The 16,422-nt window shown below is 61.5% G+C and carries 11 protein-coding genes; 8 read left to right on the plus strand and 3 right to left on the minus strand.

Annotated features, from left to right (window positions below):
- The first annotated feature begins 212 nt into the window (after positions 1 to 212).
- The 4 genes from ptsP to HU759_RS05115 all read left to right on the plus strand — a co-directional run bounded on the left by ptsP (position 213) and on the right by HU759_RS05115 (position 7,476).
- Positions 213 to 3,071, plus strand: a complete 2,859-nt coding sequence (gene ptsP, locus HU759_RS05100) for a phosphoenolpyruvate--protein phosphotransferase (RefSeq protein WP_186616751.1) — start codon at positions 213 to 215, stop codon at positions 3,069 to 3,071.
- Entirely contained in the window at positions 3,072 to 4,013 is a 942-nt protein-coding gene (gene pfkB / locus HU759_RS05105; RefSeq protein ID WP_186616752.1) for a 1-phosphofructokinase, read from the plus strand.
- 11 nt (positions 4,014 to 4,024) lie between these two features.
- Positions 4,025 to 5,743, plus strand: coding sequence for a PTS fructose-like transporter subunit IIB (locus tag HU759_RS05110; protein WP_170036235.1), 1,719 nt, complete (start codon positions 4,025 to 4,027; stop codon positions 5,741 to 5,743).
- Between the two features lie 191 nt (positions 5,744 to 5,934).
- Positions 5,935 to 7,476 carry an alkaline phosphatase D family protein gene (locus HU759_RS05115; protein WP_170036237.1) on the plus strand — a complete coding sequence of 514 codons (1,542 nt, stop codon included), beginning with the start codon at positions 5,935 to 5,937 and terminating at the stop codon, positions 7,474 to 7,476.
- A gap of 131 nt (positions 7,477 to 7,607) precedes the next feature.
- On the opposite strand, the gene HU759_RS05120 is transcribed toward HU759_RS05115, so the two are convergent.
- Positions 7,608 to 10,133 (minus strand): sulfite reductase flavoprotein subunit alpha, encoded by a 2,526-nt coding sequence (locus HU759_RS05120; RefSeq protein ID WP_170036239.1) that lies wholly within the window; start codon positions 10,131 to 10,133, stop codon positions 7,608 to 7,610.
- Between the two features lie 136 nt (positions 10,134 to 10,269).
- Positions 10,270 to 12,555: a TonB-dependent siderophore receptor gene (locus HU759_RS05125; RefSeq protein WP_170036241.1), complete on the minus strand. Its 2,286-nt coding sequence runs from the start codon at positions 12,553 to 12,555 to the stop codon at positions 10,270 to 10,272.
- A gap of 206 nt (positions 12,556 to 12,761) precedes the next feature.
- On the opposite strand from HU759_RS05125, the gene HU759_RS05130 reads away from it, so the two are divergent.
- From HU759_RS05130 to HU759_RS05145, 4 genes are all read left to right on the plus strand, one after another.
- The gene (locus HU759_RS05130) at positions 12,762 to 13,442 is read left to right on the plus strand and encodes a Fe2+-dependent dioxygenase (RefSeq protein WP_170036244.1); all 681 of its coding nucleotides are present in this window, start codon (positions 12,762 to 12,764) and stop codon (positions 13,440 to 13,442) included.
- A 2-nt stretch (positions 13,443 to 13,444) separates the two neighbouring features.
- Positions 13,445 to 14,230: a tetratricopeptide repeat protein gene (locus tag HU759_RS05135; RefSeq protein WP_170036246.1), complete on the plus strand. Its 786-nt coding sequence runs from the start codon at positions 13,445 to 13,447 to the stop codon at positions 14,228 to 14,230.
- A 65-nt stretch (positions 14,231 to 14,295) separates the two neighbouring features.
- Entirely contained in the window at positions 14,296 to 14,562 is a 267-nt protein-coding gene (locus HU759_RS05140) for a ribbon-helix-helix domain-containing protein (RefSeq protein WP_017138296.1), read from the plus strand.
- Positions 14,562 to 14,837, plus strand: coding sequence for a type II toxin-antitoxin system RelE/ParE family toxin (locus HU759_RS05145; RefSeq protein WP_080593787.1), 276 nt, complete (start codon positions 14,562 to 14,564; stop codon positions 14,835 to 14,837). The genes HU759_RS05140 and HU759_RS05145 overlap by 1 nt, the downstream gene beginning before the upstream one ends.
- Positions 14,838 to 14,895: 58 nt before the next feature.
- On the opposite strand, the gene HU759_RS05150 is transcribed toward HU759_RS05145, so the two are convergent.
- Complete coding sequence (locus tag HU759_RS05150; RefSeq protein WP_017138295.1) at positions 14,896 to 16,059, minus strand: type III PLP-dependent enzyme; 1,164 nt, start codon at positions 16,057 to 16,059, stop codon at positions 14,896 to 14,898.
- Between the last annotated feature and the right edge of the window lie 363 nt (positions 16,060 to 16,422).

A 16,422-nucleotide genomic window follows, 5' to 3' on the forward strand; every position in this document is an offset into this window, starting at 1 on the left:
CTCAAGTGCCGAGTGGTCCTTCAAGCTTGCATAATTAGCGCATAATCTGCCATAAATTCTAGATTAAACGTTTCAGCAAGCGTATTTTTACGATGTTCGCCACTGAGTGACTACTGCCAATTGACCACTCAGTCAGTTATTTATGAACGCGCCTGCGCTGATTTATTCAAAACAATACCTAGTGCCCACAGTGCACTAACTAGGAGAACGGCATGCTTGAGCTCACTGTAGAGCAGATTTCCATGGGCCAGGTGGCTGTGGATAAATCTGCTGCCTTGCACCTGCTCGCGGAAAAACTGGTGGCCGATGGCCTGGTCGCCGAGGGTTATCTGAGCGGCTTGCAAGCCCGTGAAGCCCAAGGCTCGACTTTTCTCGGCCAAGGTATTGCCATCCCCCACGGTACGCCGGAAACCCGTGACCAAGTGTTTTCCACGGGCGTACGCCTGCTGCAATTTCCCGAAGGGGTGGATTGGGGCGACGGCCAGATCGTCTACCTGGCGATCGGCATCGCGGCCAAATCCGATGAACACCTGCGCCTGCTGCAACTGCTCACCCGCGCCCTCGGAGAAACCGACCTGGGCCAGGCGCTGCGCCGTGCCGGCTCCGCCGAAGCCTTGCTGAAACTGCTGCAAGGCGCACCACAGGAACTGGCGCTGGACGCGCAGATGATCAGCCTGGGCGTATCGGCCGACGATTTTGAAGAGCTGGTCTGGCGTGGCGCACGCCTGTTGCGTCAGGCCGATTGTGTCAGTAATGGTTTCGCCGCCGTGTTGCAGCAAGTCGACGCGCTGCCGTTGGGCGATGGCCTGTGGTGGCTGCACAGCGAGCAGACGGTGAAGCGCCCAGGCCTTGCGTTCGTGACGCCGGACAAACCGATGCGTTACCTCGGCCAGCCCCTGAACGGCCTGTTCTGCCTGGCCAGCCTGGGTGAGGCGCATCAAACCTTGCTCGAACGCCTGTGCGCCTTGTTGATTGAAGGTCGCGGCCAGGAATTGGGCCGCGCTACCAGCAGCCGGGCGGTGCTTGAAGTATTGGGCGGTGAACTGCCGCCGGACTGGCCGAATGCGCGCATCACCCTGGCCAATGCCCATGGTTTGCATGCGCGGCCGGCGAAGATCCTCGCGCAATTGGCGAAAAGTTTTGACGGCGATATCCGCGTGCGCATCGTTGATGGCCCGGTGGGTGCCGTCTCGGTGAAAAGCCTGAGTAAGTTGCTGAGCCTCGGCGCCCGTCGCGGCCAGGTGCTGGAGTTTGTCGCCGAGCCTGTGATTGCCGGTGATGCATTGCCCGCGCTGCTGGCAGCGGTGGAGCAAGGGCTCGGTGAGGAAGTCGAGCCGCTGCCGACCGTGAGTGCCCAACCTGCCATCCTTGATATTGAACCGGCGATCAGCGCGCCTGTGTCCGGCAGCCAGGTCCAGGCCATCGCCGCCGCGCCCGGCATTGCCATCGGCCCGGCGCATATCCAGACCCAGCAGGTCTTCGATTACCCGCTGCGTGGCGAGTCTGCGGCCATTGAGCGCCAGCGCCTGCACGCCGCGCTCACCGAGGTGCGCGCTGATATCCAGGGTTTGATCGAGCGCAGCCAATCCAAGGCGATCCGCGAGATTTTCATCACCCACCAGGAAATGCTCGACGACCCGGAGCTGACCGACGAAGTCGACACGCGCCTCAAGCAAGGCGAGAGCGCGCAAGCTGCCTGGATGAGCGTGATCGAAGCCGCCGCCAAGCAGCAGGAGTCGTTGCAGGATGCCTTGCTCGCCGAGCGCGCCGCCGACCTGCGTGATATTGGCCGCCGAGTGCTGGCGCAATTATGCGGTCTTGAAACCGCCCAGGAGCCGAGCGAACCTTACATTCTGGTGATGGATGAAGTCGGCCCCTCTGACGTTGCCCGCCTGGACCCAACCCGCGTCGCCGGCATCCTCACCGCCCGTGGCGGCGCCACGGCCCACAGTGCCATCGTTGCGCGTGCCTTGGGCATTCCTGCTTTGGTCGGCGCCGGCGCGGCGGTGTTGTTGCTGGCCGCTGGCACACAGCTATTGCTCGACGGCCAGCGCGGCCGCCTGCATGTCGACCCCGACGCGGCCACGCTGCAACGCGCCACGGTCGAGCGCGACACCCGCGAACAGCGCCTGCAAGCGGCCTCGGCCCAGCGTCATGAACCGGCACTGACTCGCGACGGCCATGCCGTGGAAGTGTTCGCCAATATCGGTGAAAGCGCAGGCGTTGCGGCGGCAGTGGAGCAGGGCGCCGAAGGCATTGGGCTGTTGCGCACCGAACTGATTTTTATGGCTCACCCGCAAGCACCGGATGAAGCCACCCAGGAAGCCGAATACCGCCGCGTGCTCGACGGCCTTGGCGGTCGCCCGCTTGTGGTGCGCACCCTGGATGTGGGCGGCGACAAACCGCTGCCGTATTGGCCGATTGCCGAAGAAGAAAACCCCTTCCTCGGTGTGCGCGGCATTCGCCTGACCTTGCAGCGCCCGCAGATCATGGAAGCGCAATTGCGTGCGCTGTTGCGCTCGGCGGACAACCGCCCGCTGCGCATCATGTTTCCCATGGTCGGCAGTGTCGATGAATGGCGAGCCGCCCGCGATATGACCGAGCGCCTGCGCCTGGAAATCCCGGTGGCCGACCTGCAACTGGGCATCATGATCGAAGTACCGTCTGCCGCTTTGCTCGCGCCGGTACTCGCCAAGGAAGTCGACTTTTTCAGCGTCGGCACCAACGACCTCACCCAGTACACCCTGGCCATCGACCGTGGCCACCCAACCCTGTCGGCCCAGGCCGATGGCCTGCACCCGGCCGTGTTGCAACTGATCGACATCACCGTGCGCGCCGCCCATGCCCATGGCAAATGGGTCGGCGTGTGTGGCGAACTGGCGGCGGACCCGCTGGCGGTGCCGGTGCTGGTGGGGCTGGGTGTGGATGAGTTGAGTGTGTCAGCCCGCAGCATTCCCGAAGTGAAGGCGCGGGTGCGTGAATTCAGTCTGAGCGAGGCCCAGGGCCTGGCGCAAAAAGCGCTTGCGGTGGGTTCGCCCGCGCAAGTGCGAGCCCTAGTGGAGACCGTGTAAATGGCGAAGATTCTGACCCTGACGCTGAACCCGGCGTTGGACCTTACGGTACGCCTGGCACACCTGGAACCCGGTGCAGTCAACCGCAGCGAAACCCTGTTGACCCATGCTGCCGGCAAGGGTGTGAATGTCGCCCAGGTGCTGGCGGACCTCGGGCATGAGGTGAGCGTGGGCGGTTTTCTCGGCGCCTCAAACCCTGAGGCTTTCGAGGCATTGATCGCCAGCCGCGGGTTTGGCGACGCGTTCATCCGCGTGCCGGGCGAAACACGTAGCAACATCAAGATTGCCGAGCAGGATGGTCGGGTCACCGACATCAATGCGCCGGGGCCGCTGGTGAGTGAGCAGGCGCAAAAACAACTGCTCAAAATGGTCGCGATCATCGGCCCTGAATTCGATGCGGTGGTGGTCGCCGGCAGTTTGCCGCGTGGCGTCAGCGCACAGTGGTTTCAGGAACTGATACACGCGTTGAAAGACCTTGGTTTGAAAGTCGTCCTCGACACCAGCGGCGAAGCCTTGCGCGCGGGCATCAAGGCCGGCCCGTGGTTGATCAAACCCAACACCGAAGAACTCGCCGAAGCCCTCGATTGCGCCACCGACTCCATCGCACAGCAGGCCCAGGCCGCCGAGCGTTTGCATGCTCAAGGCGTGGAGCATGTGGTGGTCTCCCACGGCGCCGAGGGCGTGAACTGGTTCAGCCCAGGCACCGCGCTGCATGCCACGCCGCCCAAGGTCAGCGTCGCCAGCACGGTGGGTGCGGGCGATTCGTTGCTGGCCGGGATGCTGCACGGTCTGCTCAGGTTTGATCTGCCGGAAACCACCTTGCGCCGGGCCACGGCGATTGCCGCCATGGCGGTCACGCAGATCGGTTTTGGTATCAGCGATGACGCGCAGTTGGCGCGCCTCGAAAGCGGCGTCCATGTGCGCGCGCTGACAGAACAATAAGAGGGTTTGTGATGAAGTTAGCCATTGTTACCGCCTGCCCGAACGGCATGGTCACCAGTGTGCTGTGCGCCCGCTTGTTGGACGCCGCCGCGCAGCGCCAGGGCTGGAGCACCAGCACCGAAGTCGTGGATGTGCAGCACCCGGAGCGGGCGTTGTCCCAAGCGACTATCGACGCGGCCGAGTGGGTGTTGCTGGTCAGCAGCACGCCGGTGGATATGCAGCGGTTTGTCGGCAAGCGTGTATTCCAGAGCACGCCGGCCCAGGCGCTGGCGGATGTCGACGCGGTGCTGCGCCGTGGTGCCGAAGAGGCCCAGGAATACGTCGCCAGCCAAGCGCCGGTGGCGGCGAAGAATGCCCCGCGTATCGTCGCGATCACGGCCTGCCCGACCGGCGTGGCCCACACCTTCATGGCCGCCGAAGCCTTGCAGCAAACGGCCAAGCGCCTGGGCTATGACTTGCAGGTCGAGACCCAGGGTTCGGTGGGCGCACGCACGCCGTTGAGCGCGCAGGCCATCGCCGATGCCGATGTGGTGTTGCTGGCGGCGGATATCGAAGTCGCCACTGAGCGTTTCGCCGGCAAGAAGATTTACCGCTGTGGTACCGGCATCGCCCTCAAGCAGTCCGAGGCCACGCTCAACAAGGCGCTGGCCGAAGGCGCGGTAGAAAACGCCGCCAGCGGTGCGGTCGGCAAAAAAGAAAAAACCGGCGTGTACAAGCACTTGCTCACCGGCGTGTCGTTCATGTTGCCGATGGTGGTGGCGGGCGGGCTGTTGATCGCCTTGTCGTTTGTGTTCGGCATCCATGCTTTTGAAGAAAAAGGCACCTTGGCTGCCGCCCTCAAAACCGTCGGCGACCAGGCCTTTATGCTGATGGTGCCGTTGCTGGCGGGCTACATCGCTTATTCGATTGCCGACCGTCCGGGCCTGGCGCCGGGCATGATCGGCGGCTTGCTGGCGGGCACCTTGGGCGCCGGGTTTATCGGCGGCATCCTCGCCGGTTTCCTTGCCGGTTACTGCGTCAAGCTGATCACCCGCGCGGTGCAATTGCCGCAAAGCCTGGAGGCGCTCAAGCCGATCCTGATCATCCCGCTGCTGGCAAGCCTGTTCACGGGCCTTGCGATGATCTATCTGGTCGGCCCGCCGGTGGCGCGGTTGCTCACGGGGCTGACGGATTTTCTCAGCACCATGGGCACCACCAATGCGGTGCTGCTGGGCATTTTGTTGGGCGGCATGATGTGTGTGGATTTGGGCGGGCCGATCAACAAGGCGGCGTATGCGTTTTCGGTCGGCCTGCTGGCCGCGTCCAGTGGTGCACCGATGGCGGCGACCATGGCCGCTGGGATGGTGCCGCCAATCGGCATGGGCATCGCCACCTTGCTGGCGCGGCGCAAGTTCGCCCAGACCGAGCGCGAGGCGGGCAAGGCCGCAATGATCCTGGGCCTGTGCTTTATCTCTGAAGGCGCGATTCCATTTGCCGCCAAAGACCCGCTGCGGGTGATCCCGGCCAGCATCGCCGGTGGCGCGTTGACCGGCGCGCTGTCGATGTATTTCGGCTGCAAACTCGCCGCACCCCATGGTGGTTTGTTTGTGTTGGTGATTCCGAATGCAATGAACCATGCGCTCCTGTATTTGCTGGCGATTGTGGCGGGCAGCTTGGTGACTGGGCTGGTGTATGCGCTGATCAAGCGTCCCGAGGCGGCGGAGCTGTCGATCACTTCAGCCAAGGCCTGACACTGTTCAAAATGTGGGAGCTGGCTTGCCTGCGATTGCTTTCTGTCAGTCACCCTTTCAGTGACTGATTCACCGCTATCGCAGGCAAGCCAGCTCCCACCTTTGATCTCCAGTGTTCTTACGGTCGGTGTCACATCCGCTTCATGCTCCCGTGTTTAAGTTGCCCTTTTGATACTCAAGAGGGCACCTGCATGAGCCACTTCGATCTCGGCCGTCGCCGCGTGATGCAAGCCGTTGGCGCCGGTTTGTTGCTGCCGGGCCTGGCGCCGGCAGTGATCGCCTCGGTCAAGGACCGCCCCCAACTCACCGACGGCGTGCAGTCCGGCGACTTGCTGGGCGATCGGGCGATGATCTGGAGCCGCAGCGACCGCCCGGCGAAGATGGTGGTGGAGTGGGACACCCGCAGTGTGTTCAGCAACCCGCGCAAATTTATCTCGCCCCTGGCCGACAGCCGCACCGACTTTACCGCCCGCGTCGAACTCACCGGGCTGCCGGTCGATCAGGCGATTTTCTACCGTGTGCACTTTGAAGACGCCCAGACCGGCGTGGCCAGCGAGCCGTGGTTCGGCCACTTGCGCAGCGTGCCGCAGCAGCGTCGTGATATCCGTTTTGTGTGGAGCGGCGACACTGTCGGCCAGGGCTTCGGCATCAACCCGGACATAGGCGGCATGCGCATTTACGAAGCCATGCGCCTGCGCCTGCCGGACTTTTTTATCCACAGCGGTGACACCATCTACGCCGACGGCCCAGTGCCGGCCCAGCTGACCGTTGAAGACGGGCGCATCTGGCGCAACATCACCACTGAAGCCAAGAGCAAAGTCGCCGAAACCCTCGACGAATATCGCGGCAATTATCGCTACAACCTGCTGGATGAAAACGTGCGCCGCTTCAATGCCGAAGTGCCGCAGATCTGGCAGTGGGACGACCACGAGGTGATCAACAACTGGTCGCCGAGCAAGATGCTCGATGAGCGTTACCAGACCAAGGACATCAACACCTTGGTCGGCCGCGCACGCCAGGCCTGGCTGGAGTATTCACCGATGCGCCGCCAGAGCGCCGATGGCGGTGGGCGCATCTATCGCAAGCTCAGCTACGGGCCGTTGCTGGATGTGTTCGTGCTGGACATGCGCAGTTATCGCGGGCCTAACGACGACAATCTGGGCGGCGAAAAGCCCTTTATGGGCCGTGAGCAACTGGACTGGCTCAAGCGCGAACTCAAGGCCTCCCAGGCGCAGTGGAAAGTCGTGGCCGCCGACATGCCTATCGGCCTCGGCGTGCCCGACGGTGAAGTCAGCCCCGGCGTGCCACGTTGGGAAGCCATCGCCAACGGCGACCCAGGCCCGGCCCAAGGTCGTGAGCTGGAGATTGCCGAACTGTTAGGGTTTTTGCGCGCGCAGCAGGTGCGCAACCATGTGTGGCTGACGGCGGATGTGCATTACTGCGCGGCGCATCATTACCACCCGGACCGCGCGGCGTTTCAGGATTTCGAGCCGTTCTGGGAGTTTGTGGCCGGGCCGCTGAATGCGGGGAGCTTCGGGCCTAATCAACTGGACAAAACCTTTGGACCGGAGGTGGTGTTCCAGAAGGCTCCGCCTGCGCAGAACACTTCGCCGTTTGCCGGTTTTCAGTTTTTTGGTGAAGTGCAGATTGACGGGCAGACGGCGGAGTTGACCGTGATCTTGCGTGACTTGGATGGGGTCTCGGTGTTCGAGCAAAAGCTGCAGCCCGCCTGACCTGCAATGCACGTAAAACTGTGGGAGCTGGCTTGCCTGCGATGGCATAACCCTGGTGTCACTTTTACACCGAGGTGCCTGCATCGCAGGCAAGCCAGCTCCCACAGTTGCTCCTCGGTGTTTATGAGGGCTTAGTACACATCCCGTCGATAGCGGCCCTGCTCAATCAAACGCTCCACCGCTTCGCTGCCCAGCACCTCGTGCAGCACTTGATCCACACCCGTGGCCATGCCCTGCAAGCTGCCGCACACATAAATCGCGGCGCCTTCGGCCAGCCATCTACGCAATACGTCTGCCGATTCGCGCAGGCGGTCCTGTACGTAGATTTTCTCTGCCTGGTCGCGGGAAAACGCCAGGTCCAGCAGGGCCAGGTCACCGCTGGCCAGCCAGCCTTGCAGCTCGTCCTGGCACAGGTAGTCGTGGGCAATATTGCGTTCGCCGAACAACAGCCAGTTGCGCTGCTGGCCATCGGCGATGCGCGCTTTAAGCAAACTGCGCAGGCCGGCCAGGCCGGTGCCGTTGCCCAGCAGGATCAGCGGCACCGGCGCTTCGGGCAAGTGGAAGCCACTGTTGCGGCGCAGACGCAGGCTGACGCCGGAGCCGATGGCGGCGTATTCGGTCAGCCAGCCCGAGCCCAGGCCCAGGCTGCCGTCGGGGTGGCGCTCCTGGCGCACGATCAGCTCCAGCACGCCGTCGCTGGCGATCGAGGCGATGGAGTATTCGCGCATGCCCAAGGGCACCAGCGCGTTGACCAGCGCTTGTGCGTGCAGGCCCACCAGATGCGCGCGGTTGTCCGGCAGTTGGCGGGTGGCCAAAGCCTGGTTGAGGGTTTGCGCCAGGCCGTCGATCAACACACCATCGCTGCCGACCAGGCCCAGGCCTGCGAGGAAATGCTCGATGGCCCACGGGCAATTGCGCGGCAGCACTTCCACCAGGTCACCGGCCAGCCAGCTTTGCGGCGCAGGCGGCGTGAGGCCCAGCAGGTAGATGTCTGAGCCAACGCTGTCGCGGTTAAGCAGGGTGCGATGGGTGAGGGTCCAGATTTCAAACTGAGGCGCCTGCCAGGCCGCTGCCGGTGCTTGGCCGGTGATTTGGCCCAGTTGTTGTTGCCACATCAGCAGCGCTTCGCTGTCGCCGCTGTCGACTTCCACCGGCGCGAATAACGGCGTGCCGCCCTGGTGGGTCAGCCAGAAGTGCAGGCGCCGGGCAAAACCGCAGAAGTGTTCATACTGGCGATCACCGAGGGCCAGCACCGAGTAGTTCAAGCCTTTGAGCGACAGATCCTGGCCGAGCACGCTGCGCTCAAACCCCCGGGCGCTGTCTGGGGCTTCGCCGTCGCCGAAGGTGCTGACCACGAACAGCGCATGCTGCGATTGGCTCAGGTCGTGCTGGCTGACGCTGCCCAGCGGCTGCACTTTCACCGGCAAGCCGGCGGCCTGCAATTGCCCGGCGGTTTGCCAGGCCAACTGCTCGGCAAAACCGCTCTGGCTGGCAAAGCCGATCAGCCAGGCCGGCGCATCGCTGTGGTTGGCGCCGAGGCCGTTGCGGGCGTCGCGCACCTGGCGCTTTTTGCGGCGACGGTCCAGGTACAGCAGCCAGCCGGTGATAAAGAACAACGGCATCATCAGCGAACTGAGGGTGAGGAGGATGCGCCCGGTCCAACCGAAGTAGCTGCCGGTGTGCAACGCATAAATGCTAGTGAGCAATTGGGACTTGAGCGTCTTGCTGGCGTACGGGGCGTGGGTTTTGACCTCGCCGGAGGACGGGTCCAGGTTGATCTGGTTCAGCGCGCGGTCGTGGGGCGATGTGTTGAGCAGGTAATACACGATGGCCGGCTGCCCGGCGACGGCCGGCATGCGAATGTTGTAGGCGATCAAACCGGGGCCGGCGTTGGCGTAGATGCTGCTCCATATGGCGTCGTAGTTGGCCACCGGCGCCGGGCCTTCGGGCGGCGGGCCGCGTTTGCGCAGGCGCTCGTTTTGCGGTGCGTCGGACAGCAGTTTGTTCAGGCCCTGACTGTACCAGTCGTAGGACCAATACAGGCCGGTGAGCGCCGAGAACAGATAGAACAGCAGGCACCAGGTGCCGAACACCGAGTGCAGGTCCCAGTTGAAGCTGCGGCCTTTCTTGCGCCAGTCCATCGTCAGCCAGGCGCGCCAGCTTGCCACTTGGCGCGGCCAGCGCAGGTACAGGCCCGAGAGGCAGAAGAACACCAGGATGAGGCTGCAGGCGCCGGTGATGTTACGCCCGGTTTCGCCCATGGCGAGGAAACGGTGCAACTGCAAGATAAAGCCGAGCACATCCTGGCCGACGGCGTCACCCATGTAGTCGCCGGTGTAGGGGTCGAAGTAGCGCATCTGGCCACGCCGTTCGCCCGGCGGGGCGGTGAAGAACACGCGCGCGGCGTTGCCGCTGTCGCTTTCCACCCACAACATCGATACGGTCTTGCCTTCGGTGGCCTCAAGCTTGCGCACCAGTTCGGCAGGCGGCAGCACACCGGCTTCGCGTTTTTCGACCTTCAAGACTGTGGGGTTGAGCGCCCGCAGGATTTCATCCTGAAACGAGACCGCAGCCCCGGTTATCCCCATCAACGCCAGCACCAGCCCGGCAGTGATGCCGAAGAACCAGTGCAATTGGAACAGGGTTTTTTTCAACACGTCGGACCGCCTCGCTCATCTGGATGTCGTTGTCACGGCGCGCATTATGCCGTGGGTTAACGAGAAAAATTCTGTTTTACACGCAAAAGCCCCACGCATCCGATGCGTGGGGCTTTTGGCTGAACGTTGACCGGGTTTAGAAGTGGAAACTGGTGGTCAACAGCGCCGTACGCCCGGCGGCCTGGTTGGCAAAGTGCGCCGCGTAGGCTTTGTCGTAGTAGGTCTTGTCGGTCAGGTTTTGCACGTTCAATTGCAGGTCGACGTTCTTGGTCAGCTTGTAGCTGGCCATCGCGTCGTAGCGGGTGTAAGCCGGCACGTACACGGTGTTGGCCGGGTCGCCGTACACCTGATCGACGTAGAACGCGCCGCCGCCGATGGTCAGTTTTGGCGTGATGTCGTAAGTGGTCCACAGGCTGAAGGTGTTCTTCGGCGTGTTGGGCATTTGGTTGCCTTTGTTGGAGCCGGCAGATACTACGTTTTGACGGTTGCCGATCTTGCCTGGGTCGACCAGTTCGCTTTTCAGGTAGCTGTAGCCGGCAAACACTTGCCATTGGTCAGTGAGCTTGCCGCTGGCCGACAGTTCCAGGCCATCGACACGGGATTCGCCGCCGTTTTCGAAGGTGTTGGAGTCCACCAGGATTCGCGTGTTTTTCTTCTCGGTACGGAACACTGCTGCCGTCAACGACAGGCGGTTGTGGAACAGGTCCCACTTGGTGCCCAGCTCGTAGTTGACGGTCTCTTCGGGTTTCAGGTCGCTGGTGTTGATGCCGGTGACGAAACCATTGGTTTCTTGCCCTTCACCCACCAGCCCGCCGACTGGCTGCGCCGAGGTGGCGTAGGAGGTGTAGATGCTGCCGTTTTCCAGCGGCTTCCAGACCAGACCCGCCTGCCAGTTGAAGAACTGGCTGTCGTCCTTGAGCTTGCTGCGCCCGGCTACGGCGTTGGTGTTGGCTTGGGTATCAAAGGTGTCGTAACGCACGCCGACGTTCAGCAGCCATTTCGGGTCCAGCTCGATGGTGTCGAACACATAGGCTGCGCGGCTGGTGGCCTTGGTGTTGGTGCCCATGTAGTTGCGTGCCACGCTGCCGGTCCAGGCGTCATCCGGTGTCGGGTTGCTCAGCGAGGTGCACTGGCCGCCCAGGCTGCCTTTGGCCACGGTGCAGGTCGGGTTGCTGTTCGGGCTGACGGTGTAGCTGCTGACGCGGGTTTCTTCACCGGTGAGTTCCAGGCCGGTGGAGTACGAGTGTTTCATGCCCGCCAGTTGGAAGTTGCCGAACAGATCAGTCTGGTTGGTGGTGGTGTCGGTGGTTGACACGCGGGTGTTGGCGCGGCGCCACACGGTGCCGAAACGGCTGACGTTGCGCTGGCTGTCATCCGGCTGAGTGAGTACGTAATCCTGGCCGGTGCTGCCATGGCGCAGGGTGTTTTTCAGCGTCATGTTGTCGTTCAGGTCGTGCTCGATGGAGAACGTGCTGATGTCGGCGCGGGTCTTGCGGAAATCGCGGTCTTTCAAGCCGTAGAAGTTATTTCTGTCGCCGCCATCGGTGGGTTTGTCATGCCCGTGGGCAGTGGCGGTCGGCGAGCTGTAGCCATACGGAATGCCCGAGTCCGGCAGGTCGTCGCTTTCCATGTGGTAGTAGCTGAAGTTGACGCGGGTCGGTGTGCCCAGGCCGAAAGTCAGCGACGGTGCCACGCCCCAGCGGTCGTAGTTGATGGTGTCGCGGCCGGCCACATTCTGCTCGTGGCTCATCAGGTTCAAACGGAACGCGGCGTTGTCGAGGAACTGACGGTTCACGTCGAGTACGTAGCGGCGGGTCTGGTCGGAGCCGTAAGTGAAACCGCCGTTGGTGAAGTCACGCGCCTGTGGCGTCTTGCTCACCAGGTTGATGCTGCCGCCGGCCGAGCCACGGCCGCCGAACGAGGAGTTGGGGCCTTTGCTGACTTCGATCGATTCGATGTCGAAGATCTCGCGGCTCTGGCCGCCGGTGTCGCGCACGCCATCCAGGTAGGTGTCGCCCTGGGCGTCAAAACCACGGATGAACGGGCGGTCGCCCTGGGGGTTGCCGCCTTCGCCGGCGCCAAAGGTGATGCCCGGCACGGTGCGCAAGGCATCCTGCAGCGACGTGGCGGCAGTGTCTTTCAACACTTGCTGCGGCACTACGGTGACCGAGCGCGGGGTGTCCACCAGCGGCGCGGTGTATTTTTGCGACGAGACTTTTTCGACCTGGTAGGAGGTGTTGTCCTGTTCCTGGCCGGTGATGCTGGTGGCGCCGAGGGAGATGCTGTTGCGCTCGCCTTTTTGTTCGGTGCTTTCGGCCGCTTGCGCCAGTTGGGCGGCAGAGCTGGCACTGAGTGCAACGCCGATGGCCGAAGCCAGCATGCGTGGTGAACTGGCAGGTGTTTTTAGCGTAGTGCGCGACATAACAAGTCCTTTCCCCAAGGAGGTGAGGTCGCGGAATATAGGGTCAACAAGACTTTCTATCAATTGCGATACATTACTATTCGCACTGAATTTACATTCTTTACACTTTTGCCTTACGGTTTTTACCCACTCATTCGTCCGCCGCGTTTTACAGGGCAGATAAGAATCAATACCATTAGCGCCTCTCTGTTTTCAGGTATTGCCCCATGTTGCTGCATATTCCCGGCCTGTTCTCTCGCGAGGAGGTGCTGCGCATTCGCCAAGCCCTGGAAAACACTGAGTGGGCCGACGGTAAAATCACCGCCGGGCACCAATCCGCCAAGGCCAAGTACAACCTGCAATTGCCCGAAGGCCACCCGCTGGCCAAGGAAATCGGCGCGGCGATGCTGGAGCGTTTGTGGAACAACCCGCTGTTTATGTCGGCGGCACTACCGCACAAAGTTTTCCCGCCGTTGCTCAACTGCTACACGGCCGGTGGCAGTTTCGATTTTCATATCGACAATGCCGTGCGCCAGGCGCGCGGCAGCTACGAGCGGGTGCGCACGGATCTGTCGTCCACGCTGTTTTTCAGCGACCCGGAGGAATACGACGGTGGCGAACTGGAAATTCAGGACACTTTTGGCCTACAACGGGTAAAACTGCCGGCGGGCGATATGGTGCTGTACCCCGGCTCCAGCCTGCACAAAGTCAACGCCGTGACCCGTGGCACGCGCTACGCCTCATTTTTTTGGACCCAAAGCCTGGTGCGCGAAGACAGCCAGCGAACGTTGCTGTTCGAAATGGACGGCGCTATCCAGCAACTGACCACGGACGTACCCGACCACCCGGCGCTGATCCAGCTTACCGGCACCTACCACAACCTGCTGCGCCGCTGGGTTGAGGTGTAAGCATGGGCTTTTTATTGCGCCGTGAAGAAGTGCTCAATGTCGAGCAACTGCAAAGCATGCTCGACGACTCCCCGGTGCGCGCCGCCCAGGCGATTTTGATGGCGGCCAAGGAAGGCGTGGTCGACGCTCAAGCGTTGCTCGGGCAAATCCTGCTGGAAGGGCGCGGCATTGCACGCGATGAAGCGCTGGCACTGCGCTGGTTCCAGATCGCGGCCCATGGCGGGCATTGGATGGCGCGCAATATGACCGGGCGTTGCCTGGAGCATGGTTGGGGTTGCGCCGTCGATGAAGCAGCGGCTGCGCGCAATTATCGTCTGGCGGCAGAAGCTGGATTGGATTGGGGGCAGTACAACTACGCCAACTTGCTGGCGACCGGCCGCGGTGTTGCGCAAGACCGAGCGCAAGCGTTGGCGTTTTACCGGCTGGCCGCAGAGCAGGGCCATGCCAAGTCGATGAACCTGCTGGGGCGTTATCTGGAAGACGGCCAGTATTGCCCTCAGGATCTGGATGCGGCCGTAGCGTGGTATCGCCGTTCAGCCGAAGGCGGGGATTTTCGCGGGCAGTTCAGTTATGCGGCGGTGCTGGCTGATAGGGGCCAGATCGAGGAGGCGCTGGGTTGGCTGCGCCAGGCACTGGCTGGAGGGAACCTCAAGTTTTTGCGCACCGCGCACAAGGCGCTGTTAAATGCAGCGCAGCCGGAAATCAGGTCTTTGGCTAAAGATTTCGAGCAGCGAGTGGCTCAATTAAACGATAAGCGGCATGGGTTAGCAGTTGCCGCACCGCTCTAAATCACTATGATTGAAGCTGATTCAGATTTAATCATATGTTTCGCAATGCTGCGAAGAGAGGATTTATGGGCGCCGACACTAAAGTACTGACCGCTCACGTCCCCACCGCCTTGGCGCAAAAAGTCGATCAGATGGCGGCACGGATGGATCGTTCGCGGGGCTGGATCGTTAAGCAAGCGCTCGCCGATTGGGTCGATATGGAGGAAGCACGCAGCCGGCTGACACGAGAGGCCATGGCCGATGTCGATGCCGGTCGGGTGATTGATCAGCAAGCGGTTCAAGCCTGGGCGGATAGTTTAAGCACTGATTCGCCGCTGCCGGTACCTCGCTGATGGAGTTGAAGTGGACCAGTAAGGCCTTATCGGATCTGGCTCGACTTTTCGACTTCCTGGCCGTCGTAAATCGCATGGCGGCGGCGCGTACGGTGCAGTCACTTTCCCAAGCACCTTTGAGCTTGTTAAGTAACCCGCGCATCGGTGAACGCGTTGAAGAATTTGAACCGCGGGACGTAAGACGACTGTTGGTTGGTCATTACGAAATGCGCTACGAAATTCAAGAATCAACACTCTATATTTTGCGTTTATGGCACGTGCGCGAAGATCGTTGAAACGTAGCCCCCATAAAAAAACCCATGACATGTCATGGGTTTTTTGTGTGCGCGGATCTTACACGTAGTAAGACTTCAGCGGCGGAAAGCCGTTGAATTCAACCGCGCTGTAGCTGGTGGTGTAGGCACCGGTCGACAACCAGTACAAACGATCACCAATCGCCAGGTTCAGCGGCAGGCCGTACTTGTAGTTTTCGTACATGATGTCGGCGCTGTCGCAGGTCGGGCCGGCGATGACCACTTCTTCCATCTCGCCTTTCTTCTCGGTCCAGATCGGGAACTTGATGGCTTCGTCCATGGTTTCGATCAGGCCGGAGAATTTGCCCACATCCGTGTACACCCAGCGCTCGACGGCGGTGCGCGATTTACGTGCAACCAGTACCACTTCGCTGACCAGGATACCGGCGTTGGCGATCAACGAACGGCCCGGTTCCAGGATGATTTCCGGCAGGTCGTCGCCGAAATCTTCCTTGAGGAAGCGGATGATTTCTTCGGCATAGGTTTCCAGGCTGTTGGTACGGGTGATGTAGTTGGCCGGGAAGCCGCCGCCCATGTTGATCAGCTTGAGGTGGATGCCGTCTTCTTCCTTCAGGCGTTCGAAGATCACTTTGACCTTGGCGATGGCGGCATCCCATACGCTGATGTCGCGCTGTTGCGAGCCGACGTGGAAGGAAATGCCGTAAGGCACCAGGCCCAGGTCGCGGGCGAGGATCAGCAGGTCCATGGCCATGTCGGTCTGGCAGCCGAATTTGCGCGACAAAGGCCAGTCAGCCGTGGTCGAGCCTTCGGTGAGGATACGCACATACACTTTGGAACCCGGCGCGGCCTTGGCGATGTTGCGCAGGTCGGCTTCGGAGTCGGTGGAGAACAGGCGCACGCCTTTATCAAAGAAGTAGCGGATGTCCTTGGATTTCTTGATGGTGTTGCCGTAGCTGATACGGTCCGGGCTGACGCCACGGTCCATCACTTTATCCAGCTCGTAGATCGAGGCGATGTCGAAGCTCGAACCCTTGTCTTTCAACAGGTCGATGATCTCGACGGCCGGGTTGGCCTTGACCGCGTAATAGACTTTGGCGAATTCGAAACCGGCGCGCAGGTCATCGTAGGCCTGGCTGATCATCGCGGTGTCGATCACCACGAACGGGGTTTCTTGCTTGTCGGCGAACGCCTTCATTTTGTCAAAAGTGGCGCGCGCGAAATAATCTTCGACGTTGATCGACATGCTGGGAACTCCTAAGGGCAAACTGTAGTAATCAATGGGTGCAACTGAACGTCCTCCGTATCCCCACTTTGGTTCGCCTACTTCCCAAGGCATGTCGCCGAAAGCAAAAAGGCCATGGGATAACCGCGTCCCTTGGCCTTGCTGTCTCGTCGTCAGTACTTGAGCCGGATGGATCGTTTCCAGCATGGACGTTCGGCGCGAACTTTAGGACGTGAGGGGCCATAGATCAACTAAAAATGTCGCGTTTTTGCACGCGTTCGTCGCGGGACCCGGTGCAGCTACTTATGTAACCGACAGGTGTGACGGATTGATGTTCCCCCGGGAGTGTTATTTGAGGGGAATTTGGAGCGCTTTGTGGCGAGG

Origin of the sequence: Pseudomonas sp. OE 28.3, assembly GCF_014268205.2 — a bacterium.
Lineage (GTDB): Bacteria > Pseudomonadota > Gammaproteobacteria > Pseudomonadales > Pseudomonadaceae > Aquipseudomonas > Aquipseudomonas edaphica.

Bases quoted from the DNA above. Each gene is read 5' to 3' on its own strand.
- HU759_RS05145 (WP_080593787.1), top strand. From the start codon at position 14,562: ATGGAGTTGAAGTGGACCAGTAAGGCCTTATCGGATCTGGCTCGACTT.
- HU759_RS05150 (WP_017138295.1), bottom strand. From the start codon at position 16,059: ATGTCGATCAACGTCGAAGATTATTTCGCGCGCGCCACTTTTGACAAA.
- HU759_RS05130 (WP_170036244.1), top strand. From the start codon at position 12,762: ATGTTGCTGCATATTCCCGGCCTGTTCTCTCGCGAGGAGGTGCTGCGC.
- HU759_RS05125 (WP_170036241.1), bottom strand. From the start codon at position 12,555: ATGTCGCGCACTACGCTAAAAACACCTGCCAGTTCACCACGCATGCTG.
- HU759_RS05115 (WP_170036237.1), top strand. From the start codon at position 5,935: ATGAGCCACTTCGATCTCGGCCGTCGCCGCGTGATGCAAGCCGTTGGC.
- pfkB (WP_186616752.1), top strand. From the start codon at position 3,072: ATGGCGAAGATTCTGACCCTGACGCTGAACCCGGCGTTGGACCTTACG.
- HU759_RS05110 (WP_170036235.1), top strand. From the start codon at position 4,025: ATGAAGTTAGCCATTGTTACCGCCTGCCCGAACGGCATGGTCACCAGT.
- HU759_RS05135 (WP_170036246.1), top strand. From the start codon at position 13,445: ATGGGCTTTTTATTGCGCCGTGAAGAAGTGCTCAATGTCGAGCAACTG.
- ptsP (WP_186616751.1), top strand. From the start codon at position 213: ATGCTTGAGCTCACTGTAGAGCAGATTTCCATGGGCCAGGTGGCTGTG.
- HU759_RS05140 (WP_017138296.1), top strand. From the start codon at position 14,296: ATGGGCGCCGACACTAAAGTACTGACCGCTCACGTCCCCACCGCCTTG.